Origin of the sequence: Xanthomonas vasicola pv. musacearum NCPPB 4379, assembly GCF_000277895.2 — a bacterium.
Classification (GTDB): Bacteria; Pseudomonadota; Gammaproteobacteria; order Xanthomonadales; family Xanthomonadaceae; genus Xanthomonas; species Xanthomonas vasicola.
The window spans coordinates 3,243,367-3,269,655 of sequence record NZ_CP034655.1 but is presented as its reverse complement, the minus strand read 5'-3'; the positions used below and the strand labels follow the sequence as shown (position 1 = coordinate 3,269,655).

Here is a 26,289-nt window from a genome sequence, read left to right as displayed (position 1 = left end):
CATCGGGACCGCTACCCTGATGCGTGACGGTCGTACGGTTCGGTATGAACTTTTCTTTTCAATGGCGGTCTCATTGCCCGACTTCGGTGGGCTGACAGGAGTGCGGCCCGACATGGCCGAAGTCGATACACCTCAGGAGCTGGACCTGGAACTGGTCCGGCGTGTGCAGCGCGGCGAAAGTGCGGCGTTCGATGTGCTGGTGCGCAAATACCAGCATCGGATCGTTGCGTTGATCGGGCGCTACATCGCCGACTGGAGCGAATGCCAGGACGTTGCCCAGGACACGTTTGTGCGCGCGTACCGCGCAATCAACAGTTTTCGTGGCGACGCCCAGTTCTATACGTGGCTGCACCGCATTGCCGTCAACACTGCCAAGAACCATCTGGTTGCGCACAACCGCCGCCCGCCCACCGACGACATCGAGATCAGCGATGCCGAGCAATTCGATGGTGCGACCCGATTGCGCGACACCGACACCCCGGAGCGCGAATTGATGCGACAGGAGCTGGAACAAACAGTGATGCGCGCGGTCCAAGCTCTGCCGGAAGAACTTCGGTCGGCCATCACCCTGCGCGAGGTGGAAGGGCTGAGCTATGAGGACATCGCGCGAAAGATGGATTGCCCGATCGGAACGGTGCGCTCGCGCATCTTCCGGGCGCGCGAGGCCATCGACATCGAGCTGCGGCCTCTGCTGGAGACCGAAAGCGCTACCCGTGAGCGACACCGTGTATGAGCCATAACCCCGCCATGTCCACCACCGACAAGTTCGAGCTTCACTATCGCCAGCAGCTGTCTGCGCTGGTCGACGGCGAATTGAGTGCCGACGAGTCGCGCTTCCTGCTGCGCCGTTTGGCCCACGACGAAGAATTGGCAGGTTGCCACGAGCGTTGGCAGCTTTGCGGCGATGTGCTGCGCGGTGCGGCCAGTGCGCCGGCGCCGCTGGATTTCGCAGGGCGAGTGCGCAGCGCCATTGCCGAGGAGCCAGCCCCGCAAGCGCAGCCTGCCGCTCGCCAAGGCGCACGTTGGCGCTGGGGTGGCGGCGCCGCGATTGCGGCATCGGTGGCGGCGATTGCGTTGTTCATGGCGCGCGAGCGCCTGCCCGAAGCGGCAGCGCCCGGTGGCGAAACACGTGTGTACGCCACCGCAGCGCAGCTTCCGCCTGCATCGCAAACGCCGCAGGTCCCTGTGGCACCCAAGGCGCCGGCTGCACCGCTTCCGGAAACGCCGGATCAGGTGGCTGCGCTCGCTGCGACCGTGCCTGCCGCTGCGCTGGCATCCACGCGCCGCAGTGCGGCAACGCGCAATCAACAAGTCGCACGCAGTGCAGCTGCGCGTCAGCAGCAGGCGCCGGCCCGCATGATGGCTGCGGCAGCACCGGCACCGGCACCGGCATCATCGGCCGCTTCATCCGCCGTTGCAGCTGCGCCGTCCAACCCGTTCACGCATCCGGACACTACGCTGCAGGCACGCCCGTGGCCGCGCGCGGCCTTGTCCGGGGCGAGCGAAAGTCCGCTCAACGCCAGTTTCCGCCAGAGCCGCCCAGGCACCACGTTCTATCCGTTTGAGCCAGCGCCACAGACGGTCGCCAGCCCGGCGCCGAACCGGCCATTGCCGGTGCAGCTCCCGCAGAACTGACCCTGTCGTCTGTCTTTATCCGTTCGGCATTCTCCTTCCCGTTATCGTGCCGGGCCCGTGTTGTTACGCGGGTTCCGCCCCCTGTCGCCCTGCCATCGGAGGCAACCTGATGAACCATCGCATCCGCACCCAGATGTTCGGCCTGATCGCCATGACCCTGCCGCTGGCCGCCTGCGCGCAGCAGCCCGCACCCGCTGCCAAGGACGTCGCCCCGATTGCCGCCAACCGCAGTGCCACGCCAGCGCCACAGCTGGTGGCGGGGCTGCCGGACTTCACCAATCTGGTCGAGCAGGTCGGACCGGGCGTGGTCAATATCGAAACCACCATCACCCGCAAGGACGCCATGGCGCGCCAGCAGCGCAGTGGTCCGGGTGGTCGCGGTGGCGGTGCGATGCCTGATGACGACCAGATGCCGGAATTCTTCCGCCGTTTCTTCGGACCGGATTTTCAGATGCCGGGTGGACCACGCCAGGGGCCAGGTGGTCCGGGGCAGGGCGATGACGACGGCGGCATCGCCGGCAAGTCGATGGGCTCGGGCTTCATCATTTCGGCCGACGGCTATGTGCTGACCAACCACCACGTGGTCGATGGCGCCAGCGAGGTGACCGTCAAGCTCACCGACCGCCGCGAGTTCAAGGCCAAGGTGGTGGGGAGTGATGAGCAATACGACGTGGCGCTGCTGAAGATCGAGGCCAAGGGCCTGCCGACCGTGCGCCTGGGCGATTCGAACACGCTCAAGCCGGGCCAGTGGGTGGTGGCGATCGGCTCGCCGTTCGGCCTGGATCACTCGGTCACCGCTGGCATCGTCAGCGCCACCGGCCGCAGCAATCCGTACGCCGACCAGCGCTACGTGCCCTTCATCCAGACCGACGTGGCGATCAACCAGGGTAATTCCGGCGGCCCGCTGCTCAATACGCGTGGCGAGGTGGTCGGCATCAATTCGCAGATCTTCTCCGCGTCCGGCGGCTACATGGGCATAAGCTTTGCGATCCCGATCGACCTGGCCTTCAGCGCGGCTGAGCAGATCAAGGCCACCGGCCACGTGAGTCGCGGCATGCTGGGCGTGGCGGTCGGCCCGATCGACTCGCTCAAGGCCCAGGGCCTGGGCTTGCCGGACAGCCGTGGTGCCTTGGTCAACGACATCCCGGCCGGCAGCCCGGCAGCCAAGGCCGGCATCGAGGTGGGCGACGTGATCCGTGCGGTGAACGGCAAGTCGATCGATGTCGCCAGCGATCTGCCGCCGATGATCGGGCTGATGCCGCCGGGCGCCAAGGTGACCCTGGATGTACTGCGCGAGGGCAAGCCGCGCAAGGTGACAGTCACCCTCGCACCACTGCAGGACGGCGGCGAGAACGTCGCGCCGCGCACTGCGGCTGATGAGGCCAAGCCCAGCGCCCCGGCCAGCGTGGAATTGCTCGGCCTGCAAGTCGCTGACCTGACCGCTGCCGAACGCAGTCGCCTGGGCCTGGAAGCGGGCGAGGGCGTGCGCATCGCCTCAGTCACCGGCGCGGCGGCACGCAGCACCCAGCCGCCGCTCTCGCCGGGCCTGATCATCGCCCGCGTCGGCCGCACCAAGGTGGGTAGCGTCGCCGAGCTCAACCGTGCCCTGTCCAGCTATAAAAAGGGCGACGTGGTCATGCTGCTGGTCACCGACGGCAAGGCGACCAGCTATGTGGCCTTGAAGGCCGGCGGCTGAGAGGCCGGGATTGGGGATTGGTGATTCGGGATTGGCAGGAGCAAGTGCACGTTTGCGGGCATTTGTTCCTGCTCTGCTTTTTCGAATCCCCAACCCAGACTGCCTAATCCCTGCTTCAAAGCGTGCGATAATGCTGCGTTACCCTGACGACGGCAACGCCGGCGCCCACCTCAATGTCCTCTGATTCAATGCGGAACATCCGCAATTTCTCCATCATTGCCCACGTCGACCACGGGAAATCCACCCTGGCCGACCGGATCATCCAGCTGTGCGGCGGCCTGCAGGCGCGCGAGATGGAGGCTCAGGTCCTCGACTCCAACCCGATCGAGCGCGAACGCGGCATCACCATCAAGGCACAGTCGGTGTCCCTGCCGTATACGGCAAAGGACGGGCAGGTCTACCACCTGAACTTCATCGACACCCCCGGGCATGTCGACTTCTCCTATGAAGTCAGCCGCTCGCTGGCTGCGTGCGAAGGCGCGCTGCTGGTGGTGGATGCGGCGCAGGGCGTGGAAGCGCAGTCGGTGGCCAATTGCTATACCGCGGTGGAGCAGGGCCTGGAAGTGGTGCCGGTGCTCAACAAGATCGACCTGCCCACCGCCGATGTCGACCGTGCCAAGGCCGAAATCGAAGCGGTGATCGGCATCGATGCCGAAGATGCGGTGGCGGTGAGTGCCAAGACCGGCTTGAACATCGATCTGGTGCTGGAGGCGATCGTGCATCGCATCCCGCCGCCGAAGCCGCGCGACATCGACAAGCTGCAGGCGCTGATCATCGATTCCTGGTTCGACAATTACCTGGGCGTGGTCTCGCTGGTGCGCGTGATGCAGGGCGAGATCAAGCCGGGCAGCAAGATCCTGGTGATGTCCACCGGCCGCACGCATCTGGTCGACAAGGTCGGCGTGTTTACGCCCAAGCGCAAGGAATTGTCTGCGCTGGGCGCCGGCGAAGTGGGCTGGATCAACGCCTCAATCAAGGACGTGCATGGCGCGCCGGTCGGCGACACGCTGACCCTGGCCGCCGACCCGGCGCCGCACGCATTGCCCGGTTTCCAGGAAATGCAGCCGCGCGTGTTCGCTGGCCTGTTTCCGGTCGATGCCGAGGATTACCCGGACCTGCGCGAAGCGCTTGACAAGCTGCGCCTGAACGATGCCGCGCTGCGCTTCGAGCCGGAAAGCTCCGAAGCGATGGGCTTCGGCTTCCGCTGCGGCTTCCTCGGCATGCTGCATATGGAAATCGTGCAGGAACGCCTGGAGCGCGAGTACAACCTCAACCTGATTTCGACCGCACCCACCGTGGTCTACGAGGTGCTCAAGACCGACGGCAGCGTGATCCCGATGGACAACCCGTCCAAGCTGCCGCCGCTCAACAACGTGGAAGAGATCCGCGAACCGATCATTCGCGCCAACATCCTCACGCCGCCCGATTACGTCGGCAACATCATCACCTTGTGCGAAGAAAAGCGCGGCAGCCAGATCGGCATCAATTACCTGGGCAGCCAGGTGCAGATCAGCTACGAGTTGCCGATGGCCGAAGTGGTGCTGGACTTCTTCGACAAGCTCAAGTCGGTCTCGCGCGGTTATGCCTCGCTGGACTACCACTTCCTGCGTTTCGATCCCGGCCCGTTCGTGCGTGTGGACACGCTGATCAACGGCGACAAGGTCGATGCGCTGAGCATCATCGTGCACCGTAGCTACGCGGATCGGCGTGGCCGCGAGTTGTGCGAAAAGATGAAAGAGTTGATCCCGCGGCAGATGTTCGATGTGGCGATCCAGGCTGCGGTGGGCTCGCAAATCATCTCGCGCTCCACGGTCAAGGCGATGCGCAAGAACGTGTTGGCCAAGTGCTATGGTGGCGACGTTTCGCGTAAGAAAAAGCTGCTGGAAAAGCAGAAAGAAGGCAAGAAGCGCATGAAGCAGGTCGGTCGCGTGGAGATTCCGCAGGAAGCCTTCCTGGCTGTTTTGCAGATGGACAAGTAGCAGGGATTCGGGATTCGTCATTCGGGATTGGCAACGGCTTGCCAATCCTCTTGCTCTTACTAATCCCGAATCTCAAATCTCGAATCCCGTTCCGAAGGAACATCAATGAAATGGTTTGAAATCATCCTGGTTGTCCTGACGCTGGGCAGCGGCTTCATCTGGCTGCTGGACAAGCTGTTTTTGGCCAAGCGCCGTGCCGCGCGTGCAGGGTTGCTGGACAGCGAGCCGGCGATCATCGATTACTCGCGCGCCTTTTTTCCGGTGCTGGCAGTGGTGCTGATCCTGCGCAGCTTCGTGGCCGAGCCGTACAAGATTCCGTCCAGTTCGATGATGCCCAATCTATTGATCGGTGATTTCATCCTGGTCAACAAGTTCGCGTACGGTTTCCGTCTGCCGATCACCAATACCAAGTTCATTCCGACCGGCGAGCCCAAGCGTGGCGACGTGGTGGTGTTCAAGCCGCCGCATGCGCCGGACCAGAACTGGATCAAGCGTGTGGTGGGCCTGCCGGGTGACCGGATCGGCTTCCATGGCGATACGCTGTACATCAATGACAAGCCGATGCATTACACGGTCAAGGGCGAGTACATCGGCAAGGGCAAGGGCGCTGAAATGACCGGCACCACGCTGCTGGTCGAGGACCTGCCGGGCCGCACCCATACCGAGCTGGAGTGGCTGGACCGCAACATGCCGGCCGGGCAGGGTGACTGGACCGTGCCGGCGGACAGCTATTTCGTGATGGGGGATAATCGCGACAACAGCGAAGACAGCCGGTTCTGGACCCAAACGCACTTTCTGCCGGAAGCCAATCTGCGCGGCAAGGCGTTCCTGATCTGGCTCAATTGCGAAGGGTGGTTCTGCAAGGGGAGTTTCGATCCATCGCGTATCGGGACTGGAATCCAGTAAATGCACGCACGGCGTGCCAGGGGAAGCACAATGAAGCGCAAGCAAAGCGGTATGACGTTGACGTCGTTCGTGGTGGTGCTGGCGGTGGTGGGGTTCGGTCTGTACATCGGGATGAAGCTGTTTCCGATGTATCAGGAGTATTACTCCGTACGCACCGCGATGAAGGGCCTAGCCAAGGACCCGGGTAGCGCCAACATGGATCCTTCCAAGCTACAGGACCTGTTCTTTCGTCGCCTGTACATTAACTACTCGGAAAACGTCAAAAAGGAAGACGTCAAGTTCGAGCGTGTCGATGGCGGCTGGCGGATGAAGGTCAACTACGAAGTGCGTCGCGAATTGATCGGCAATCTGGATATTGTCGGGAAATTTGATACGTCGCAGGACATGACCGGACGTGGCGGCGAATAGAACCTTCCAACGCGGTGATCTAATCGGGCATGCATTTGCCGATCCGGCTCTGCTCGCCCAGGCGCTGCGGCATCGCAGCGCCGGGACGCCGCATAACGAGCGACTGGAATTTCTCGGCGACGGCATCGTCAATCTGTTGATCGCCGAAGCGCTGTATCAACGTTGGCCCAAGGCCGATGAAGGCGCATTGACCCGCGCGCGTGCCGAACTCGTCCGCGAAGGTGCGCTGGCAGTGATCGGACGCACGTTGAACCTCGGCGAGCGTCTGACGCTGGGTCCAGGCGAGCTGAAGTCCGGTGGCCATCGGCGCGATTCGATCCTGGCCGATGCGGTCGAAGCGATTGTCGCGGCCATTTACCTGGACTGCGGTTTCGAGCGTTGTCGTGCGGTGGTGCTGCCGTGGTTCGAAGCCTCGCTGGCGGCGCTGCCGGTGGGCAAGGCCGAAAAAGATCCCAAGACCCGGTTGCAGGAATGGCTGCAGGCGCGCCAACTGCCGCTGCCTAATTACGCTCTGATCAGCGAGAGCGGCGACGAACATGCCAAGCAGTTCCACGTCGCCTGCATTCTGGAGCAGCCCACTGCCCGTGCCGAGGGCCAGGGCACCTCGCGTCGTCTTGCCGAGCAACAGGCAGCGACTCTTGTCATCGCACAACTGGATTCAAACACGTGAGCGAAACCTCTTCCCCCCACCGCAGCGGTAGCGTTGCCGTGATTGGCCGGCCCAACGTCGGCAAGTCCACCCTGACCAACGCCATGGTCGGCGCGAAGGTCAGCATCGTCTCCAACCGGCCGCAGACCACGCGTCATCGGCTGTTGGGCATCGCCACGTTCCCGGAAGGACAGCTGGTGCTGGTCGATACCCCCGGGCTGCACCGCGAGCAGAAGCGCGCGATGAACCGGGTGATGAATCGCGCGGCGCGCGGCTCGCTCGAAGGCGTGGACGCGGCGGTGTTAGTGATCGAAGCCGGCCGCTGGGACGAGGAAGACACCCTGGCATTCCGCGTGCTCAGCGATGCCCAGGTGCCAGTGGTGCTTGTGGTTAACAAGGTCGACCGCCTCAAGGACAAGACTGCGCTGTTCCCGTTCCTCGCCCAGGTCAGCGAGGGCCGTACCTTCGCCGCCGTGCATCCGATATCGGCGCTCAAGCGCAAGGGCCTGGAGGCGCTGGTCGCCGACCTGCTCAAGCTGGTGCCCGAAGCCGAGGCGATGTTCGGCGAAGACGAGATTACCGACCGCAGCCAGCGCTTCCTGGCCGGCGAATTGGTGCGCGAGCAGCTGATGCGTCAGCTCGGCGAAGAACTGCCGTACGCCACCACCGTGGAAATCGAGCGCTTTGCCGAGGATGGCGCGCTGCTGCGGATCGGTGCGGTGATCTGGGTCGAGCGCGAAGGCCAGAAGGCGATCGTGATCGGCAAGGGCGGCACGCGTCTGAAGGAAATCGGCGGCAAGGCGCGCCTGCAGATGGAGCGGCTGTTCGGTGCCAAGGTCTTCCTGGAAACCTGGGTGCGCGTGCGCGAAGGCTGGTCGGACGACGAAGCTGCGCTGAAGGCGTTCGGCTACGAATGACGTCAGGACCGGGGCTCGGGGACCCGGAAATCGGGCAAAGCCAGGTCAAGCAGCTGGCCGGCAGATCGTCGGAGCGATGTTGTTCTGTATTCGCTAGGGCTGCGCGCCGCCCTGGCAGTATCGGCTTGGCTAAACATCGTTGCGTCGCGTCGCCATTAGGCGACCGATCCTGTGGCTTCACCGAATCTCCGGCTCGCGATTCTCAGCCTCGGCTCTACCGCGCATGCTGATCGAGCACGAACGCGGTTTCGTGCTGCACGTGCGTGCCTGGCGCGAGACCAGCCTGCTGGTGGAAGTGCTGACCGAGCAGCATGGGCGTGTGGGGCTATTGGCGCGCGGTGTGCACGGGCCGCGCAAGCACGCCTTGCGCGCTGCCTTGCAGCCATTGCAGCTGATCCAGTTCAGCGCCGTGCAGCGCGGCGAGCTGGCCCAGTTGCGCCAGGCCGAAGCGCTGGATACTGCGCCTCGACTGGTCGGCGAAACCATGCTGGCCGGTTTCTATATCAGCGAACTGTTGCTGCGGCTGGCCCCACGCAATGATTCGGTACCCGAACTCTATGCCTGTTATGCGCAGGCGCGGACGCACCTGGCATCTAATCTGCCGTTGGCATGGGGGTTGCGCCGGTTCGAGCGCGACGTGCTGGAAGGGCTGGGATTCGCCTTCGATCTGCAGCACGACAGCGACGGGCAACCGATTGACCCGGCAGCGCGGTATCGGCTTGATCCGCAGGAAGGCGCCTTGCGCGTGTTGAGCGAACGGCTGGCGCAGGATCGCCGTGAAACCGTCACCGGTGCGGCGCTGCTGGCGTTGGGTGAAGACATCATGCCAGCCGCGGACGATATGCCCGGCCTGCGCCGCAGCATGCGCAGTGTGCTGCTGCATCATCTAGGTGGGCGCGGGCTGAAATCCTGGGAAATGCTTGAGGATCTGGCACGGCGGCGCTGATCGGGCCGGCCCTGTCCATGCACGCGATGCTGCTGTGTCAGTGCCGTCAGCGCAGCCATACGCGAACATCTCAATCTGCAAACCTGCAATGCTTCGAACGCTGCGCCGAGCTGGAAAGCAGATCGACGCCGAGCCTCTCAATGCAGCAACGCCGCCACCGCCGCATGGAATTGAGTCCGCGCAGTCCGCGATTGCGGGTCGCCGCGCAGCAGGCGCACTGCACCAGCAAGCCGCGCCGCGCCGACAAAACCGCAGCTGGCCTGCAACCGATGCAGATGGTTGCGTAATGCTTGTTCGTCGCTGATCTGCAGGGCCGAATCTACCGCATCCCGGGTGCCCGGCAGTTCGGCCAGGAACAGCTCGCGCAGGGCATTGAGGTGGTGTTGCTGGCCGTTGAGTGCGCTGAGTGCGGCCGCCTCGTCCCAGTCGCTGGCAGCGATGTCTAGCACGCCCACCGGGGCAACGCTGTAGCGGCCGCGGGCAAGGCCGCGCCGTACCGCCTGTAACAGGCGCTCGGAGGTCAGCGGTTTGACCAGCGTTTCCAGAAACCCGTCGGACTGCAGGCCGTGTTGCATCGCCATGCTGGTGTCGGCGGTGTGCGCCAGTGCCGGCACGTCCGGGTGCAGCAGGCGTAGCGCACGCAGTAGCCCGCTGCCGGTGCCATCGGGAAGGTTGACGTCGATCAGCCAGAGATCGTGGCGACGTTCGCGCGCGCGGTCGAGGGCAGAAGAGAGGGAATCGGCACAGTCCACAGTGGCAGGAAGACCGTCCAACACAGCCTGCAAGAATCCGCGGCTGATCGGGTCGTCTTCCACCAGTAATAGGAGTGGATGGGGTTCCTGGCGTGTGGCCATGTTCATGCTGCCTCCTTGTCAGCGATGCCGCGTCCTGATTCGCGCACAGCGGCAGTTTGCCTGGGTTTGCGGGGCGCGACAATTGTTGCGCTGCCCAGCGCGGACGCCGTCGATCGCATCTGCGACAATACGCACCCTTTTAGCCCGCAGCTTGTCGCCACGTGGCCAGAACCAGAAACCGTTTCGACCGTACGCTCTTCCAGACCGCGATCACCGACCTGAGCCATGACGGCCGCGGTGTGGCGCGCCGCGACGGCGAGGGCGGCAAGGTCACCTTCATCAGCGGCGCCTTGCCAGGTGAGTTGGTGCGTGCCGAACCCACCGCCCGCAGCCGTCATTTCGATGAGGCCAAGACGGTGGAAGTGCTGGAGGCGTCCCCGCAGAGCGTGGCCCCGCGCTGTCCGCACTTTGGTGTTTGCGCCGGTTGCGTATTGCAGCACCTGGAGGAATCGCAGCAGATCGTCGCCAAGCAGCGCGTGCTGATGGACAACCTTGAACGTATCGGTCACGTCACCCCGCAGGCCGTGCTGCCTGCGCTGACCGGCGATAACTGGGGCTATCGGCGCAAGGGCCGCTTCTCCGTGCGCCGTGTGGAGAAGAAGGACAAGACGTTGATCGGCTTTCGCGAGCTCGACCCGCGGTTCGTGGCCGATTTGTCCGTCTGCTACACGGTGATCCCGCAGATCGGCGAGAAGATCCCGTTGCTGGCCGCGCTGGTCGAAGGCATGGACGGTAAGCGCGACATCCCGCAGATCGAATTCATTGCCGGCGACGATGCGGTGGCATTGACCATTCGCCATATGCAGCCGCTCAGCGAGCGCGACCAACAAGCCTGGATCGCATTTGCGCAAGAGCACGGATTTGCGATCTCCCTGCAGCCTGGTGGCGTGGACAGCGTGCATCCGCTGTGGCCGCAAGAAGTGCCATTGTCGTTCCGCCTGCCGCAGTGGGATGTGGAACTGGCATTCCGGCCGCTGGACTTTATCCAGGTCAACGCTTCGCTCAATCAAAAGATGATCGCGCACGCGCTGGCACTGCTCGACGCTAAGCCCGACGACCGCGTGCTGGACCTGTTCTGTGGCCTGGGTAATTTCACCCTGCCGCTGGCGCGCGTGGTGCGCGAGGTGGTGGGTGTGGAAGGCGACGCCGGGCTGGTGGCGCGGGCCAAAGACAACGCCCAGCGCAATGGTCTGGAGAACGCGCAGTTTTACGCCGCCGACTTGACCCAGGATCAGCGCAACACGCCCTGGATGCGCCAGGGCTTCGACAAGCTGCTGCTGGATCCGCCACGCTCCGGCGCGTTGGAGGTGCTGCAGCAACTGCCGCTGAAAAAATTCGAGCGCATCGTCTATGTGAGCTGCCATCCGGGCTCGCTGGCGCGCGACGCTGGCTACCTGGTCAACGAGCAGGGCTTTACGCTGGTATCGGCGGGCGCGATGGACATGTTCCCGCACACTGCGCACGTGGAAAGCATTGCGGTGTTTGAGCGGCGTTGATTGGGGATTCGGCATTCGGGATTCGCAGAAGCGAATCCTTTCGCCCCTCCATCGCCGGTGTTGTCTCGCGCATTGCTGGCTCTTGATTCCGGATTCAAGTGCAATCCGCGGATTGATATGTATTGACGTGATCAGCACTAGCTCCTGCTTTAACCAATCCCACTCGCGAATCCCCACTCTCATGCCCGTAGAAATCGAACGCAAATTCCTGGTCACCGGCGACGGTTGGCGCAACGCCGCGCATGCGGTGATTCCGATGGCGCAGGGCTACATCAACGATCAGGCGGCGCTGCGTAGCGGCACGCAGAATGCGTCGGTGCGGGTGCGCATTCAGGGCGAAAGTGCGTTTCTCAATCTAAAATCGCGCGAAGTGGGGCACACGCGGCAGGAGTTCGAATATCCGATTCCGCCTGCCGATGCCCGCGCGTTGCTGGCGCTGTGCGTGGGTGGTTTGGTCGACAAACGCCGGCATCTGGTCGCCTACCAGGGCCATGTGTGGGAGGTCGATGAATTCCTCGGTGACAACGCCGGGCTGGTGGTGGCAGAGATCGAACTCGAACACGCCGATGAAGCGTTTGCCACGCCTGATTGGATCGGGACCGAAGTCACCGACGACGTGCGCTATTACAACCTGGCGCTGGCCTCGCATCCGTTTAAGCAGTGGGGCGCGGAGTTGTGATTCGGGATTTGGGATTCGCAAAAGCGGATATGCGGCTCCGTGCGCTGGGGAACTGATTTGGGATTTGGGATTGGTAAAAGCAGATGGCGCTCGGCGCAAGGTCACTGTTTGGCGAATCCCTAATCCCGAATCCCCAATCCCTGCGTGCGCAAACGCTTCGCGACTGCCCAATCCCGCTTATGCTCCACAAACCCCCAACCCCCACCAACGAATTCCCGCTCATGCGCATCGACATCTGGTCCGACGTAGTGTGCCCCTGGTGCTGGATCGGCAAGCGCCGTTTCCAGGCTGCCATCGCTGCGCTTGGCGCGCAGGCGCCAGCCTTGGACATTCACTACCACGCGTTTCAACTCGATCCCGATGCCGGCTTGGAGCCGACGCCGTTGCGCGACGCGCTGGCGCTGAAGTTCGGCGGTGCTGCGCGGGTCGAGCAGATCCTGGCGCAGACCCAGGCCACCGCGCAGGCGGAAGGATTGCCGCTGGATTTCGGCCGTGGGCAGGTCCAGGTCAGCACGCTTCGCGCGCATCGGTTGATCTGGCTGGCTAGCCACGAGGGCGATGTGGATGCGGTGATGGAAGCGCTGTTTCAAGCGCATTTTGCCGAAGGCCAAAATGTGGGCGGGACCGAAACGCTGGTGCGTGCCGGTGAGGCCGGCGGTCTTGCTGCGGCCCGCGTGCAGGCGATGCTGGAGTCCGACGAAGGTATCGTCGAAGTGCAGGCGCAGCTGGCGCAGGCTGCTGCATTAGGCATTCGCGCGGTGCCCAGTTTCGTGATCGACGGTCGTACCTTGATCCAGGGCGCGCAGCCGCCGGAGAGTTTTGCGCAGGCCTTGCTGCAGTTGGGGGCCGAATCGACACCAGTCGGCGGGCCGGATGCCTGTGGGCCGGACGGCTGCGCGGTGTGACCCACATGCTTGCTGCATGCACCGGCACGCGCGCGACCGCATGAGGTTACCTGCCTGCGTGCAAAAGGTGGCTGTGATTGGCGCCGGGTTGGCCGGTCTGGTCTGTGCGCAGCAGCTGCAGGCGGCGGGCTATGCCGTGACGGTGTTCGATCAGGTCGATGCGCCGGGTGGCCGCATGCGTCACTGCACAGGCGATCATTGGCAATGCGATCACGGCGCGCAATATTTCACTGCGCGCGATCCTGCGTTTGCCGCGGTTGTGGATGCCTGGATCGACGCTGGCATCGCCGCACCCTGGCAGGCACGCATCGCAAGCTGGGACGGCGCGCAGTTAAGCCACTCACACAGCGCGCTGACGCGGTATGTGGGCGTTCCCGATATGGCTGCGCCGGCCAGGGCACTTGCAGTGCATTTAGATATTCGTCTTTCTACCGAGGTGCATGCGCTGCAGCGCAGCGGGCAAGGGTGGAGCGTGTCGTGCGCGCAAGACACAGCAGCGCACATGTTCGATGCGGTGCTATTGGCCGTTCCCACACCGAATGCGGCTAAATTATTCCCACCGATCGCGCCTGCGTTTTCGTCGATTGCCCCACACGCGCAGATGCAGCCTGCGTGGGCGGTGATCGCGCATTTCGATGGGCCAGTCGATCCGGGCTACGACGCACTGTTCGTCAATAACGGCCCGTTGCGCTGGGTAGCACGCAACTCAAGTAAGCCTGCGCGTGCAGGCATCGAGACCTGGCTGTTGCACGCTACTGCCGAGTGGAGCCAGGTGCATTGCGACGCGACGCCCACGGACGTCATTGCCAGCATCGTGCCGGAGCTTGCAGCGCTCGGTTTGCCGACGCCGCAGTCCTGTGATGCTTTTTTTTGGACAGTCGCCAGCAGCAACCCCGCGTTGCAGATCGGCTGCGTGTGGGACGCGCAGCTTGGCCTGGGCATGTGCGGCGACTGGCTGGCAGGGGGCAAGGTCGAGGGCGCATGGCAGAGCGGGGTAGCGTTGGCGCAGCGCGTGTTTGCTGGCGATGTATTGCGAAGCGTTTGCGACTGACGCTGTGGCGGGCATCGCAGAACAGATCGTGGTGCGTGCAAGGCAATGCTTATCTCATGGCAGTCGTGCGCGCATGTGGCCACGGTGACCAGAGTATGTCTGCCGGATCGAACGCTTTCCCACCCAATGCGTCAGCAGGTACGCGCCGTTGCACCCCGCATGTTTGGGCGCCGTACTGATGCCTGATTCCAGCGCGTCCACAGCAGACGCCACTGCGCAAACGCCGGTCCACACGCTGCGTCTTATTCTGGGTGATCAGCTCAATCCGCAGCACAGCTGGTTCGCAACGCGTGATGCCGGCGTGGTCTATGTGTTGATGGAAGTGCGCGAGGAAACCGACTACGTGCTGCATCACGCGCAGAAGATCCTGGCAATCTTCGCGGCAATGCGCGCCTTCGCCGCAGGCTTGCGGCAGGCGGGGCATCGGGTGCGCTATGTAACGATCGACAACGCCAGCAACCGGCAGTCGATCCCGCACAACCTCGATGCCTTGATGGCGCATTACCGCGCCGGACACCTGGAGTACCAGGCCCCGGACGAGTGGCGGCTGGACGAAGCACTGCAGCAGTGGAGTGCCGGGCAGCTATTTGCCACGCGCATGGTCGACAGCGAACATTTTCTGACCGCGCGCAACGAAGTCGCCGCCTGTTTTCGCGCCGGCAGCGCGTGGCGCATGGAAGCGTTTTATCGGCGCATGCGGCGCCAGCATCGGATCTTGCTCGACGCGGTAGGCGAACCGGAAGGCGGGCGCTGGAACTTCGATCACGACAATCGTGCGCCGTGGCCGGGCGACCCGCCTGCGCCGAAGGATTGGCGCGCAACGCACGATCACAGTGCGCTGTGGCGCACGATCGAAGCCGCCGGTGTGCGCAGTTTCGGTGCGCCGAATGCGCAAGCCCTGCCATGGCCACTTGATCGCGAAGAAGCCTTGCAGCATCTGGATGCATTCATCGCACACGCCTTACCGGACTTCGGCCGCTACGAAGATGCGATGAGCACACGCAGCCCACGGCTGTTCCATTCGCTGTTGTCGTTTGCGCTCAACGTCAAGATGCTGCATCCACGTGAAGTGATCGCGCGTGCCGAAGCTGCCTGGCGGCAAGGGCATGCACCGCTGGCGTCGGTGGAAGGCTTCATCCGGCAGATTCTGGGCTGGCGTGAATACGTGCGCGGTGTGTATTGGTCGCAGATGCCGGGCTACGCGCAGTTGAATCGCCTCGATCAGCATGCACCGCTGCCGCACTGGTTCTGGGATGGGCAGATCGGCATGCGCTGCCTGGCCGATGCGGTCGGTAATTCGCTGGCTAGTGCGCATGCACATCACATCCAGCGGCTGATGGTGATCGGCAATTTCGCGCTGCTGGCGGGGCTGGACCCGCAGGCGCTGCATCGCTGGTACCTGGGTGTGTACATCGACGCCTTCGAGTGGGTGGAACTGCCCAATACGTTGGGCATGAGCCAGTTCGCCGATGGCGGCCTGCTCGGCAGCAAGCCGTATATCAGCGGCGCGGCCTACATCGATCGCATGAGCGATTACTGCAGTGGCTGCCGGTACCAGCGCAAGCTGCGGGTTGGAGCGAATGCCTGTCCTTACAACGCGCTGTACTGGGATTTTCTGCAGCGCCAGCGCCCGCTGCTGGGCGCCAACGAACGCTTGGCGATGCCGTACCGCCAGCTCGACGGCATGGCGCCCGAGGTGCTTGCGCAGGTACAGGCCCAGGCTGCGCATTGGCGAGCCCATCTCGAGGTGCTGTAAGCCTGCCCGTAATGGCGGACGGGGGGCGCAGCTGAATGCGCGATCTGACGCTGCCACGCGCATCTGCGACAATGCCGCGCTGCGCCACCAAGGCGCCTGGCCCGGGAGTCCCCCAACATGCTTCTGATCGGCGTTGCCGGTACCAAACTCAGCGCACAGGAACGCGACTGGCTACAGCACGATGCGGTTGCCGGCGTGGTGCTGTTCAAGCGCAACGTCGCCTCGCGCACCCAGGTGGCCGAGCTGTCGGCAGCGATTCGCGCCGCCGCGCCGCGCCCGGTGCTGATCTGCGTGGATCAGGAAGGCGGGCGCGTGCAGCGGTTTCGCGAAGGATTCAGCGCGCTGGCGCCGTTGCAAAGTTTCGGTGCGCAGTACACGCAGGACCCCGACGCCGCACTGGCTGCCGCACGCGCGCATGCGCAGCTGATGGCCAGCGAGGTCCGCGCCAGTGGCGTGGACCTGAGCTTTGCGCCGGTGGTGGATCTGGGTCGCGGTAATCGCGCCATCGGCGATCGCGCTTTCAGCGACGACCCGCAGATCGTGGCCACCTTCACCCGCGCCTATGTGCAGGCACTGCACGGCGCCGGCATGGCCGCCACGCTCAAGCATTTCCCCGGCCACGGCACCGTGCTGGAAGATACCCATGTGGATCACGCCAGCGACCCACGGCCGCTGGAGGTCTTGCAGGCCGAAGATCTGGTGCCGTTCGTGGCTGGCATCGAGGCCGGCGCGGACGCAGTGATGATGGCGCACGTGGTCTACCCGCAAGTCGCCCCGGAACCGGCCGGTTATTCGCAGCGCTGGATCGAACAGATCCTGCGCGGCCAGATGGGCTTCCATGGCGTGGTCTTTTCCGATGATATCGGCATGGCCGCCTCGTTCAGTGCCGGCGGCGTGGCAGGCCGGGTGCACGCGCATCTGGATGCCGGCTGCGACGTGGTGCTGGTCTGCCACCCGGAACTGGTCGCCGAATCGTTGCAGGCCGTGCAGGGCCGTAACCTCAATACCGCCGCACTGATCGGCCTGATCGGCCGCGGCGCACTGGGCTGGGATGGCCTGCTCGCCGGCACCGACGCCTCATTCACCACTCCTCCTTCTGCCCATTTCGGAACAACTGCCTGATGTCCACGCTCACCATTTCCCAGGCCCTGGCCCAAGCCGATCTGTTGGTCGACCGTCCGGCCATCGATGCCGCCATCGCCACCATCGCCGGCGCGATCGCACGCGACTATGCCGGCGAAGTGCCGGTGTATCTCACCATCATGCACGGCGCGCTGCCGTTCTCCGGCCAGTTGGCGTTGGAATTGGGCGCACGTGGCCAGGACCTGCAGTTCGATTACCTGCATGCCACGCGCTATCGCGGCGAAACCACCGGTGGCGAATTGGTGTGGAAGCACCGCCCAGCCACTGCGCTGTTCGGCCGCCGGGTGATCCTGGTCGACGATATTCTCGATGAGGGTTACACGCTGCAGGGCGTGCGCCAGTGGTGCCTGGAGCAGGGCGCCACCGACGTGCGCGTGGCGGTGTTGACCGTCAAGCGTCACGACCGCTGCGTGCCCGGCGTGACGGCCGATTACGTGGGCGTGGAAGTGGCAGACCGCTACGTGTTCGGCTTCGGCATGGACGTCAACGAGCAGCTGCGTGGCATTCCTGCCATCTATGCGATGAAGCAGTAACCCGCAGTTTTTACGCTCGCAGAAATGCGAGCTGCCGAGCGCGTCTTGCTGCGCGCACCCTTGTTGATTTGTTGCAGAGGTCGGTTGTGTCCGCAAATTCCATCGCATTGGCCGTCATTGGCGGCACTGGTGTCTACAAGCTCGCGCAGCTGGACGATGTGCAGTCGCACGACGTCGAAACGCCCTACGGCGCGCCGTCCGGACCAATCCGCGTCGGCATGCTGCTTGGCCACCGTGTCGCCTTCCTGGCACGCCATGGCGAAGGCCATTCGCTGCCGCCGCACAAGGTCAATTACCGCGCGAACATCGCTGCACTGCAGCAAATCGGTGCCTCGCGGGTGCTGGCGCTCAACACCGTGGGCGGTATCACCGAACAGTTCGGACCGCGCGTGCTTGCCTGTCCGAACCAGCTGATCGATTACACGTGGGGCCGCGTGTCCACCTTCTGCGAAGAGCCTGGCAGCGAGGTGCAGCATGTGGATTTCGGCCATCCGTATTCGCCAATGTTTCGCAGCAAGGTGATTGCGGCAGCCAAAGTGACCGGCGTCACGATGGTGGCCGGCGGTTGCTACGGTGCGACGCAAGGACCACGGCTGGAAACGATTGCAGAGATCACGCGCATGCGTCGCGATGGCTGCGATCTGGTGGGCATGACCGGTATGCCCGAAGCGGGCCTGGCGCGCGAAAAAGGCCTGGAATATGCGTGTTTGGCGATTGTGGCCAATTGGGCGGCCGGTTGCGGCGATGCGCAGGAAATCACCATGGCCGAGGTGTTGGCCAACGTCGACGCCGCCTCGTCCGGCTTGCCCGAGCTGATTGACGAACTTGCACGCGGGTGATTGTCATCGGGGCATAAGCTTTGCATACTCGACGCGTACGCACCGCCGTACACCACCCATTAATTATTGCAAAGGTCTCGCATCACCATGCCGAACGGTACCGTCAAGTGGTTCAACGACGCCAAGGGATTTGGCTTCATCTCACCGGAGGACGGCAGCGCCGATGTCTTCGCGCACTTCTCCGCGATCAATTCCAAAGGCTTCCGCAGCCTGCAGGAAGGCCAGCGCGTCAGTTATGACGTGACCCAGGGGCCCAAGGGTGCTCAGGCTTCGAACATCACGCCGGTCGAGTAATCTGACTCGATTGTGCGGTTGAAGAACCCCGCCACGGCGGGGTTTTTTTGCGCCGGTTGTGCGCGGAAGTATTGGCGAAACAGAGCAGGGACGATGCAACAAGCATTACGTATTGCAGTGGTGGGCTACGGAACGACGGGGCAGGCACTGGCAGTGCTGCTGGGCACCGATGGGCATCAGCTGGAGGTCTTTGAGCGCGCGCCTGCGCCCGGGCCGGTAGGCGCAGGCTTTCTGCTGCAGCCCAGCGGCCTGCAGGTGCTCTGGAATATGGGCTTGCTGCCACAGGCGCTTGCGCATGGCGCACCGGTGCGTCGCTTGTATGGCGACACGCCCTGCGGGCGTGCGGTGATGGATATGCAGTACCGCGATCTGGATGCGCGCCTGATGGGTGTGGGCATGCAGCGCGGCGCCTTGTTTACGCTGCTGCGCGAGGCTTGGCCGCAGCACGCGCAACTGCATGCGGATATGCAGATCACCGCGATCGATCACGAGGGCGTGCGCGTACAGGATCAGCGCGGGCACTGGCATGGCCCTTACGATCTGATCATCGCCGCCGACGGCTCGGCCTCCACGCTGCGTGCGCAAACGCAAGGAACGCGGCTGGATCGGGTGTATCCGTGGGGCGCACTGTGGTGTCTGTTGCCGCGCGAAGACTGGCCGTTCGTGGACGAATTGCGCCAGCGCTATATCGGCGCACGCAAGATGATTGGTTTGCTGCCAGTGGGCACGCGCCCGGGCGATGACACGCCGCGGCTGAGTTTTTTCTGGAGCCTGCCGTGCAGCGATTTCGTTGCGTGGGAACAGCGCGGCATCGCGGCCTGGCGCGATGACGTGGCGCAGATGTGGCCCGAAGCGCACGCGCGCCTTGCCACCGTGCAGGTGCACGGCGCACTGGCACGCGCGAGTTATCGCGATGCGGTGGTGGCGCGCTGGCATCGCGGCCGCTTCGTGCTTGCCGGCGATGCCGCGCACGCGATGAGCCCGCAATTGGGGCAGGGCGTGAACATGGCCCTGCTGGATGCATTGGCGATGCGCGATGCCTTGCGATCAGGTGCCGATCTGGACGATGCCTTGCAGCGCTATCAACGCGAGCGGCAGGCGCATGTAGCGATCTATCACCGCTGGAGCCGCTGGCTGACGCCGTTGTTCCAGTCAGAACGTGATCTCTGGGCACAAGGCCGCGACCTGCTGCTACGCCCGATGGGACGCGTGCCAGGCGGACGCGGGCATATGCTGCGCGTGCTCAGCGGCACCCAGCATGGCTGGTTCGGCAAGCTGGCGTTGGCACCGGATTTCATTGACGCGTTAGCGCAACCGGTGGCGAGTGTGGCCGACGATAAAGCCGAAGTGGCTGCGTAGAGCGCCCGATAAACTCCTACGCGTCTTCCAGGTTGGCGCGGCCGGCACTCGGAATCGACATGTACCACGAACACTCCGTGTCCTCTGCGCCGTCCGCACCCAACTGATGGCGACTCGCTACGTTTTGTTAGCCGCGCTTAGTCGCAGCGTTGGCCGGCGCCTTTGCGGTGCTGGTTAACACACCGGCAATGCGATCGCGTCGCCTTCCACGCAGGCAACCAGGCGTTCGCCTTGTGTCAGCGTCGGCACGATGCCTGCGGTGAACTGCGAGAACGCCGGCAGGATGGTGACGCGTTCGCGTAACCAGAACGCCGGCCAGCGCCGCGACAGTCCCGGCAGCTTGGCCAGTGGATGCAGATGCCCGCACAGCACGTAGCGATTAGGGTGCGGCAACGGGTCGTGACGCAGCACGAAGGGGCCGTCTTCGACCTGTTCACCAGCGGCTTCGATATGCAGGTCCGCACCGGCCAGTGCGCGATCGTGATTGCCGCGGATCGCGATCACACGCAACGCGCAATGTTGCTCGCGCCATGCGCTCCAGCGACGATGCCAGGCGGCGCGTGGTGTTGGGCCATGTAGCAGGTCGCCCAGGATCCATAGCGCCTGCACATCGCGTTGTTCCAGCAACGCATCCAGCCGCTCCAGATCATGCGCGGTGCCGCCGGCCGGCAGGCCGATGCCGGCACGTCGAAACACATCGGCTTTTCCAAGGTGCAAATCGGCAATCAACAGCGCACGTTGCGCCGGGCGATACAACGCGCGTTCGCCGAGCAATTCCACGGTTTCGCCGGCCAGCTGCAGCTGCACGCTATCGCCCATGCTTGCGCTCCAGTTGTTCGGCAGCGCGCAAGACGCGCGCCTTCCAATCTTCGGTACTTAGTTGCCCACGCACGCGTTCTGCCCAGAGCGGGAACGACAACGGAGTGAGGCTGCGCGGTCTGCACAGACGAAGCTCGCGGCGCGCGCAATCTTCCAGCGCATGCGCAAGCCGCGCCAGTTCGAGCTGGCCTTCGAACACTTCGCGTTCGGCTTGCGCAAGCAGCAGATGATCGGGGTCGAAGCGCTGCAACACGTCATACAGCAAGCCACTAGAAGCCTGCAGCTGCCGCAGGCTGCGCGGCGCACGCCCAGGCAACGAGGGCGACAACAGCCCGGCCACGCGCGCGATCTCGCGGAATTGCCGGCGGGCCAGCTCGCCCAGATTGAGGCTGTCGCGCAGATCGTCGAACAGGTCCACCGGCGACAACAGGGTCTGCAGCACATCGGGATCGATGTCGACATCCTGCGCCGGCGACAGCACAAAGCCATAGTCGTTGGCCGCGAAGCTAAACGTGTTGCGCTGGCGTCGACCCCAACGTGCCGCAAGCAACGCCGCCAGGCCTTCGTTGACCTGCCGGCCGGCGAACGGATACACGAACACGTGCCTGCCGTCGCGCGCCTTGATGCTTTCCACCAGCAGATGATCCGGCCCCGGCAACGAAGACAGCGACGCCTGCAGCTGCAACAACGGCGCCAACGCCTGCATTTCCGGTGCATCGCCGGGATCAGCGAACACCGCTTCCACCTCGCGCCCCAATGCCGACGACAGCGGCATGCGTCCGCCCATCCATTTCGGCACCACGCCACTGCCGCCCTTGGCCACGCGCACGTAGGCGGTCATGTCTTCCAGGCGCACCAGTTCCAGCAAGCGGCCGGCGAATTGAAAGCGGTCGCCGCGGCGCAGGCGGCCGATGAATTGTTCTTCCACCGCGCCCAGCCGCCCGCCGCGCAGGAACTGCACGCGTACGCTGCCATCGCTGGTGATCGTGCCGATGGACAGCCGATGCCGCAGCGCGACGCGCCGGTCGATCACGCGGTACATGCCGTCGTCGTCGCGAACCACCTTGTGGAAATCCGGGTAATGCGCCAACGCGCTGCCACCTTGCACGATGAAATCCAGCACCGCGTTCCAGGTGGTTGTTTCCAGCGCGGCGAAGGCATCGGTACCGCGTATTTCTTCGAATAACGCATCGGCGTGAAAGCCGCCACCGAGGGCGAGGGTGACGCAGTGCTGCGCCAGCACGTCCAGCGATAGCCGCGGTGGCGGCCGCGCTTCGATCTGGTTATGCACCAGCGCGCGGCGTGCCGCCGCGTATTCGACTAGCTCCAGCGCATGCGAAGGCACACACACCACGTGGCCGGATTCGCCGGGACGATGGCGCGCGCGGCCGGCGCGTTGCAGCAGGCGTGCAATGCCTTTCGGGCTGCCGACCTGCAGCACTTGATCCACGGCCGGGAAGTCGACGCCCAGATCCAGGCTGGAGGTGGCCACCACGCAGCGCAGGCTGCCGTCGGCCAACCCACGCTCTGCTGCTGCGCGTAGCGCGGGATCCAGCGAGCCGTGATGCAGCGCGAGCGTGGCTAGATCGTCGGGCCACACCGCACTCAAGGCTTGATGCCATAGCTCGGCTTGCGCACGTGTGTTGGTAAACACCAGGCTGGTGCGCTGTTGCATGATCTTCTGCAGCACGCGCGCCAGTTGCGCCAGGCCAAGATGGCCCGCCCACGGAAAGCGCTCGCCACTTTCCGGCAACAAGGTTTCCAGCGTCATCGTGCGCGGTTTCACGCCGGAGACCAGCGCTGCCTCTGGGCGATGCGGCAACAACACATCGCGCGCCTGCGACAAATTGCCCAGCGTGGCCGACAGCCCCCAGATGCGCAGTTGCGGCATCCATCCGCGCAGGCGCGCAAGACACAGCTGCAACAGCACGCCGCGCTTGTTGCCGAGCAGCTCGTGCCACTCGTCCACGATCACGCAGCGCAGCGCCGACAGTTGTGGCGCGGTATCCGGATACGACAACAGCAAGGCCAGCGATTCGGGCGTGGTAACCAATACATCGAGCTTGCCGCTGCGTGCCAGGCGCTTGTCGCGCGCGCTGGCATCGCCGGTGCGCAAGCCCACCTGCCAATCCAGTCCCAATGCCTCCACCGGCTCGCGCAGCGCACGTGCGGTGTCGGCGGCCAGTGCGCGCAACGGCGTGATCCACAACACTTGCAGATTGCGTTGCTGCTGGCGGCGCGCAGGCGAAGCGGGTTTGCCTTGTTTAATCGGTGACGTGCGCCCGCGCGCTGCCAATGCGTCCAGTAACGGCCCGCCGAACGCCGCCAGCGTCTTGCCGCTGCCGGTGGGCGTGTGCAACAAGCCGGATTCGCCATCGAGATAGCGCTTCCACACCTCGCGCTGGAATGGCAGCGGCGCCCAGCCGCGCTATGCGAACCAGGCACGCCATTGCTGCAACGGCGTGCCGTGTGTCTGCTGCGTGGCACTCACCGCGCCAATGCCTGCAGGGTACTCAGATGATCGGCTTCGGCCATCGGCTTGTCCTGGCGCCAACGCAGGATGCGCGGGAAGCGCACTGCGATGCCGGACTTGTGCCGCGCGCTACGGTTCACCGCTTCAAACCCCAGCTCGAAGACATGATGCGCCGTGACCGCGCGCACCGGGCCGAAACGCTCTGTGGTGTTGGCACGAATCCAGCGATCCAACTGCAAGATTTCTTTGTCGTCCAGGCCCGAATACGCCTTGGCGATTGGCACCAGTTGGCCTTCATGCCACAGCCCGAAGGTGTAGTCGGTGTAGAGCGTGCTGCGTCGGCCATGACCAGCTTGTGCGTACAGCAGCACGGCATCGATGGTGAGCGGGTCGATCTTCCATTTCCACCAATCACCGCGCCGGCGACCGGATTGATAGACCGAACTGGCGCGCTTGAGCATCAGCCCTTCCACACCGCGCTCGCGCGCTTCCACACGCACCTGCGCTGCGGCCTGCCAATCGCTGACCTGCACCAGCGGCGAGGCGACGATGCGCGGATCTGCCAGCGTGGCGAGCACGCCTTCCAGCAACGCGCGCCGCTCCCGTAGCGGGCGCTCGCGCAGGTCTTCGCCAGCCAGTTCCAGCAGGTCGTAGGCCACCACGCGCGCGGGTGCGGCGGTCAAGGTCTTGGGCCCAGGCTTGAGCCGCTGGATGCGCGTCTGCAATGCAGTAAATGGCATCGGCACGGGCTGTTCTGCTTGCCAGGCCAGCAGCTCGCCATCGATGACAGTGCCATCGGGCAACTGCATTGCGGCGTGTTCGATTTCCGGAAAGCGTCCATCCAGGCGTTCTTCGCCGCGCGACCACAGAGCCGCCTCGCCCGCACGGCGAATCAGCTGCAGGCGAATGCCGTCCCATTTCCATTCCAGCAGCCAGTCATCGACCGCGCCCAGCGTTTCCACCTCGGCTTCCAGCGGCGAGGCCAGAAAGAACGGGTAGGGCTGCTGGCGGTCGCCGGGGAGTTCTTGGTTGGTCAATAACTCCGCAAGATAGCTCGCATGCGGCCGCCAACTGCCGAGCATGCGCTGCGCGATGCGTGCGATATCCACGCCCGACAATTCGGCCAACGCCTGCTGCACAAGCCGCTGCGACACGCCCACGCGCAGCGCACCGGTGAGCAGCTTGTTGAACACCAGGCGCTCGTCGAAGGCCAGGCTGCGCCACGCCTGCACAATGCAGGCCTTGCGCACCTCCACGTCTTGGTTGGCGATCGGCAGCAGGCGCTGCTCGATCCACTCGGCCAATGGCAGATCGGCTGCCTCGGTGACCGGATCGTCCAGCAGCAAGGCCAATGTTTCGGCCAGATCGCCTACGTGGTCGTAGCTGTCAGCCACCAGCCAATCGGCAATGCCGGCAGTATCGGTAATCCACTCACGCAATTCGCCGCTGCTGGCAATGCGCATGCGCGCGCTGGCCACCTTGCCACCAGCCAGCAGATACAGCGCCCACGCCGCGTCCAGCGCCGGCGCCTCGCGGAAATACGCCACCAGCGCGGCGCGCTTGTCGAGCGTGCCGGTGCTGCGATCCAGGGTGCGGTACAACGCTGCGAAACGCTTCACGGCACGGCCTGCGGCGTTGTGCGCCGGTCGGCGGCACGCAGCTCCAGTGCGCGTCGGGTAAACGCAGCGAACACGCGTGCGCGCCGCTGCGGCTGCGGTGGGCCGATGCTGGCTGCGGGAGCGTTGCGATGCACGCAAAACGCCAACGCGTGCCGACGGAACACGAGCGCACCGCTCAAGCGAATGCGCGGACGTGCGCGAATATACCGACGTGCGGGCAGCGGGTTCATTCCTCGGCTCCGAAATCGGTGCGGAAGGCTTCCGCTGCGACGCCGCGTTCGAGCAGATGCTGGATCAGTGCATCGGTATTGCCATGCGTGGCGATCACGCGCCGTGCGCCGGTCTCTTCGATGGTGCGCAGCAGGTCCGGCCAGTCGGCGTGGTCGGACACGACAAACCCACGGTCGTAATTGCGCCGACGGCGATTGCCGCGGATGCGCATCCAGCCGGAAGCGAAGCCTTGTTGCGCGCTGCGGAACCGACGAATCCAGGCGCTGCCGGCCGCCGATGGTGGGGCGATGACCAATTGCCCGGCATAGTCGGCGCCGCGCGCATGCTCGCTGACGGGTTGGGTGTCCAGCATCGGGACGCCGGCCTGGCGATACACCTCCACGCCCACCGCGACCGCGCCGTGCAGCAATGCCGGCTGCGTTTCCCAGGCACGCAATTCGGCCAGCACGCGCTGCGCCTTGCCCAGCGCATAGCAATAGAGAATGGCCGCTTCGCCGCGTTCGGCGCATTCGCGGCGCCAGGCAGAGATATCGGCCGCCACCTCCGAGGTATCTGGCCAGCGATACACCGGCAAGCCGAAGGTCGCCTCGGTGATGAAGGTGTCGCAAGGCACCACCTCGAACTGCTTGCAGGTGGGATCGGGCTGGCGCTTGTAATCGCCGGAGGCAACCCAGACTTCGCCATCCACTTCGATTCGCACCTGCGCCGACCCCAACACGTGCCCGGCCGGGTGCAGCGAGACGCGCGCACGCCCAAGCTGAAACGCTTCACCGTCGGCGTGCGTGTGATAGACCTGTTCGCCCAGCCGCCATTGCAGGATGGATAGGCTTTCGCGGGTGCAGTGGTATTCGCCCATGCCGCTGCGGGCGTGATCGCCGTGACCATGCGTGATTACCGCGCGTGGCACCGGCCGCCATGGGTCGATATGAAAATCGCCTTGCGGGCAATACAGGCCCTCGGGGCCGAGTACCACCAGATCGCGGCGTGTTTGAGAGGTCTCGTCGTTGCCGTTGCGCATGCGGCAACTCTGGCCAAGCCGGTGTGCAGATCCTGAGAATGGAAATGAGATGCGACATCGCATTCGTGCGACAAACGGCCGCAA

General features: G+C 64.4%; 24 protein-coding genes, 1 other RNA gene and 1 pseudogene. 20 read left to right on the top strand and 6 right to left on the bottom strand.

Features of this window, described 5'->3' with window-relative positions:
* The first annotated feature begins 112 nt into the window (after positions 1 to 112).
* From rpoE to recO, 9 genes are all read left to right on the top strand, one after another.
* Positions 113 to 733 carry an RNA polymerase sigma factor RpoE gene (rpoE, locus tag KWO_RS15260; protein WP_007962205.1) on the top strand — a complete coding sequence of 207 codons (621 nt, stop codon included), beginning with the start codon at positions 113 to 115 and terminating at the stop codon, positions 731 to 733.
* A complete protein-coding gene (locus KWO_RS15255) occupies positions 730 to 1,635 on the top strand; it encodes a sigma-E factor negative regulatory protein (protein ID WP_017113024.1) in 906 nt (301 codons plus the stop codon). Before rpoE ends, KWO_RS15255 begins: the two co-directional genes overlap by 4 nt.
* Before the next feature lie 109 nt (positions 1,636 to 1,744).
* Positions 1,745 to 3,331: a DegQ family serine endoprotease gene (locus tag KWO_RS15250; RefSeq protein ID WP_010380526.1), complete on the top strand. Its 1,587-nt coding sequence runs from the start codon at positions 1,745 to 1,747 to the stop codon at positions 3,329 to 3,331.
* A gap of 188 nt (positions 3,332 to 3,519) precedes the next feature.
* Complete coding sequence (lepA, locus tag KWO_RS15245) at positions 3,520 to 5,310, top strand: translation elongation factor 4 (protein WP_010365963.1); 1,791 nt, start codon at positions 3,520 to 3,522, stop codon at positions 5,308 to 5,310.
* 105 nt (positions 5,311 to 5,415) lie between these two features.
* A complete protein-coding gene (lepB, locus tag KWO_RS15240) occupies positions 5,416 to 6,216 on the top strand; it encodes a signal peptidase I (protein WP_010365965.1) in 801 nt (266 codons plus the stop codon).
* Positions 6,217 to 6,624 (top strand): DUF4845 domain-containing protein, encoded by a 408-nt coding sequence (locus tag KWO_RS15235; protein WP_026112928.1) that lies wholly within the window; start codon positions 6,217 to 6,219, stop codon positions 6,622 to 6,624. It abuts the gene before it with no gap.
* Positions 6,611 to 7,294, top strand: a complete 684-nt coding sequence (rnc, locus tag KWO_RS15230; protein ID WP_010365969.1) for a ribonuclease III — start codon at positions 6,611 to 6,613, stop codon at positions 7,292 to 7,294. Before KWO_RS15235 ends, rnc begins: the two co-directional genes overlap by 14 nt.
* On the top strand, positions 7,291 to 8,190 hold the full coding sequence (era, locus tag KWO_RS15225; protein WP_017113023.1) for a GTPase Era: 900 nt from the start codon (positions 7,291 to 7,293) through the stop codon (positions 8,188 to 8,190). The genes rnc and era overlap by 4 nt, the downstream gene beginning before the upstream one ends.
* Before the next feature lie 223 nt (positions 8,191 to 8,413).
* Positions 8,414 to 9,136 (top strand): DNA repair protein RecO, encoded by a 723-nt coding sequence (gene recO / locus KWO_RS15220; protein WP_010380520.1) that lies wholly within the window; start codon positions 8,414 to 8,416, stop codon positions 9,134 to 9,136.
* Positions 9,137 to 9,273: 137 nt separating this feature from the next.
* On the opposite strand, the gene KWO_RS15215 is transcribed toward recO, so the two are convergent.
* Complete coding sequence (locus KWO_RS15215) at positions 9,274 to 9,996, bottom strand: response regulator (RefSeq protein WP_010365975.1); 723 nt, start codon at positions 9,994 to 9,996, stop codon at positions 9,274 to 9,276.
* A 155-nt stretch (positions 9,997 to 10,151) separates the two neighbouring features.
* Between KWO_RS15215 and rlmD the strand changes: the two genes are divergently transcribed.
* The 11 genes from rlmD (at position 10,152) to KWO_RS15160 (ending at position 20,178) form a co-directional block, all read left to right on the top strand.
* Positions 10,152 to 11,486 carry a 23S rRNA (uracil(1939)-C(5))-methyltransferase RlmD gene (rlmD, locus tag KWO_RS15210; protein WP_010380519.1) on the top strand — a complete coding sequence of 445 codons (1,335 nt, stop codon included), beginning with the start codon at positions 10,152 to 10,154 and terminating at the stop codon, positions 11,484 to 11,486.
* A 181-nt stretch (positions 11,487 to 11,667) separates the two neighbouring features.
* On the top strand, positions 11,668 to 12,165 hold the full coding sequence (locus KWO_RS15205; RefSeq protein ID WP_010365979.1) for a CYTH domain-containing protein: 498 nt from the start codon (positions 11,668 to 11,670) through the stop codon (positions 12,163 to 12,165).
* Positions 12,166 to 12,386: 221 nt separating this feature from the next.
* Positions 12,387 to 13,070 carry a DsbA family oxidoreductase gene (locus KWO_RS15200; RefSeq protein ID WP_010380517.1) on the top strand — a complete coding sequence of 228 codons (684 nt, stop codon included), beginning with the start codon at positions 12,387 to 12,389 and terminating at the stop codon, positions 13,068 to 13,070.
* A 16-nt stretch (positions 13,071 to 13,086) separates the two neighbouring features.
* Positions 13,087 to 14,121 carry an NAD(P)/FAD-dependent oxidoreductase gene (locus KWO_RS15195; protein ID WP_017113021.1) on the top strand — a complete coding sequence of 345 codons (1,035 nt, stop codon included), beginning with the start codon at positions 13,087 to 13,089 and terminating at the stop codon, positions 14,119 to 14,121.
* Between the two features lie 178 nt (positions 14,122 to 14,299).
* A complete protein-coding gene (locus tag KWO_RS15190) occupies positions 14,300 to 15,877 on the top strand; it encodes a cryptochrome/photolyase family protein (protein ID WP_017113758.1) in 1,578 nt (525 codons plus the stop codon).
* 117 nt (positions 15,878 to 15,994) lie between these two features.
* Positions 15,995 to 16,999: a beta-N-acetylhexosaminidase gene (nagZ, locus tag KWO_RS15185; RefSeq protein WP_017113019.1), complete on the top strand. Its 1,005-nt coding sequence runs from the start codon at positions 15,995 to 15,997 to the stop codon at positions 16,997 to 16,999.
* Positions 16,999 to 17,553: a hypoxanthine-guanine phosphoribosyltransferase gene (locus KWO_RS15180; RefSeq protein WP_010365991.1), complete on the top strand. Its 555-nt coding sequence runs from the start codon at positions 16,999 to 17,001 to the stop codon at positions 17,551 to 17,553. Before nagZ ends, KWO_RS15180 begins: the two co-directional genes overlap by 1 nt.
* Before the next feature lie 86 nt (positions 17,554 to 17,639).
* Positions 17,640 to 18,392 carry an S-methyl-5'-thioinosine phosphorylase gene (locus KWO_RS15175; protein ID WP_010380509.1) on the top strand — a complete coding sequence of 251 codons (753 nt, stop codon included), beginning with the start codon at positions 17,640 to 17,642 and terminating at the stop codon, positions 18,390 to 18,392.
* 87 nt (positions 18,393 to 18,479) lie between these two features.
* Positions 18,480 to 18,686, top strand: a complete 207-nt coding sequence (gene cspE, locus KWO_RS15170) for a transcription antiterminator/RNA stability regulator CspE (RefSeq protein WP_003488188.1) — start codon at positions 18,480 to 18,482, stop codon at positions 18,684 to 18,686.
* A gap of 93 nt (positions 18,687 to 18,779) precedes the next feature.
* Positions 18,780 to 20,045, top strand: a complete 1,266-nt coding sequence (locus KWO_RS15165) for an FAD-dependent oxidoreductase (protein ID WP_010380507.1) — start codon at positions 18,780 to 18,782, stop codon at positions 20,043 to 20,045.
* A 59-nt stretch (positions 20,046 to 20,104) separates the two neighbouring features.
* A non-coding RNA gene (locus KWO_RS15160) (sX9 sRNA) lies at positions 20,105 to 20,178 on the top strand.
* Positions 20,179 to 20,219: 41 nt separating this feature from the next.
* Here the strand turns inward: KWO_RS15160 and pdeM are convergent.
* The 5 genes and pseudogenes from pdeM to KWO_RS15135 all read right to left on the bottom strand — a co-directional run bounded on the left by pdeM (position 20,220) and on the right by KWO_RS15135 (position 26,205).
* Positions 20,220 to 20,864 (bottom strand): ligase-associated DNA damage response endonuclease PdeM, encoded by a 645-nt coding sequence (pdeM, locus tag KWO_RS15155; protein WP_010365995.1) that lies wholly within the window; start codon positions 20,862 to 20,864, stop codon positions 20,220 to 20,222.
* Positions 20,854 to 23,355, bottom strand: a pseudogene (locus tag KWO_RS15150) (ligase-associated DNA damage response DEXH box helicase). Before KWO_RS15150 ends, pdeM begins: the two are co-directional and overlap by 11 nt.
* Positions 23,352 to 24,956, bottom strand: coding sequence for an ATP-dependent DNA ligase (locus KWO_RS15145; RefSeq protein WP_010380503.1), 1,605 nt, complete (start codon positions 24,954 to 24,956; stop codon positions 23,352 to 23,354). Before KWO_RS15145 ends, KWO_RS15150 begins: the two are co-directional and overlap by 4 nt.
* Positions 24,953 to 25,186, bottom strand: coding sequence for a hypothetical protein (locus tag KWO_RS15140; RefSeq protein ID WP_010366000.1), 234 nt, complete (start codon positions 25,184 to 25,186; stop codon positions 24,953 to 24,955). The genes KWO_RS15145 and KWO_RS15140 overlap by 4 nt, the downstream gene beginning before the upstream one ends.
* Positions 25,183 to 26,205: a ligase-associated DNA damage response exonuclease gene (locus KWO_RS15135; RefSeq protein ID WP_010366003.1), complete on the bottom strand. Its 1,023-nt coding sequence runs from the start codon at positions 26,203 to 26,205 to the stop codon at positions 25,183 to 25,185. The genes KWO_RS15140 and KWO_RS15135 overlap by 4 nt, the downstream gene beginning before the upstream one ends.
* Positions 26,206 to 26,289: the final 84 nt, after the last annotated feature.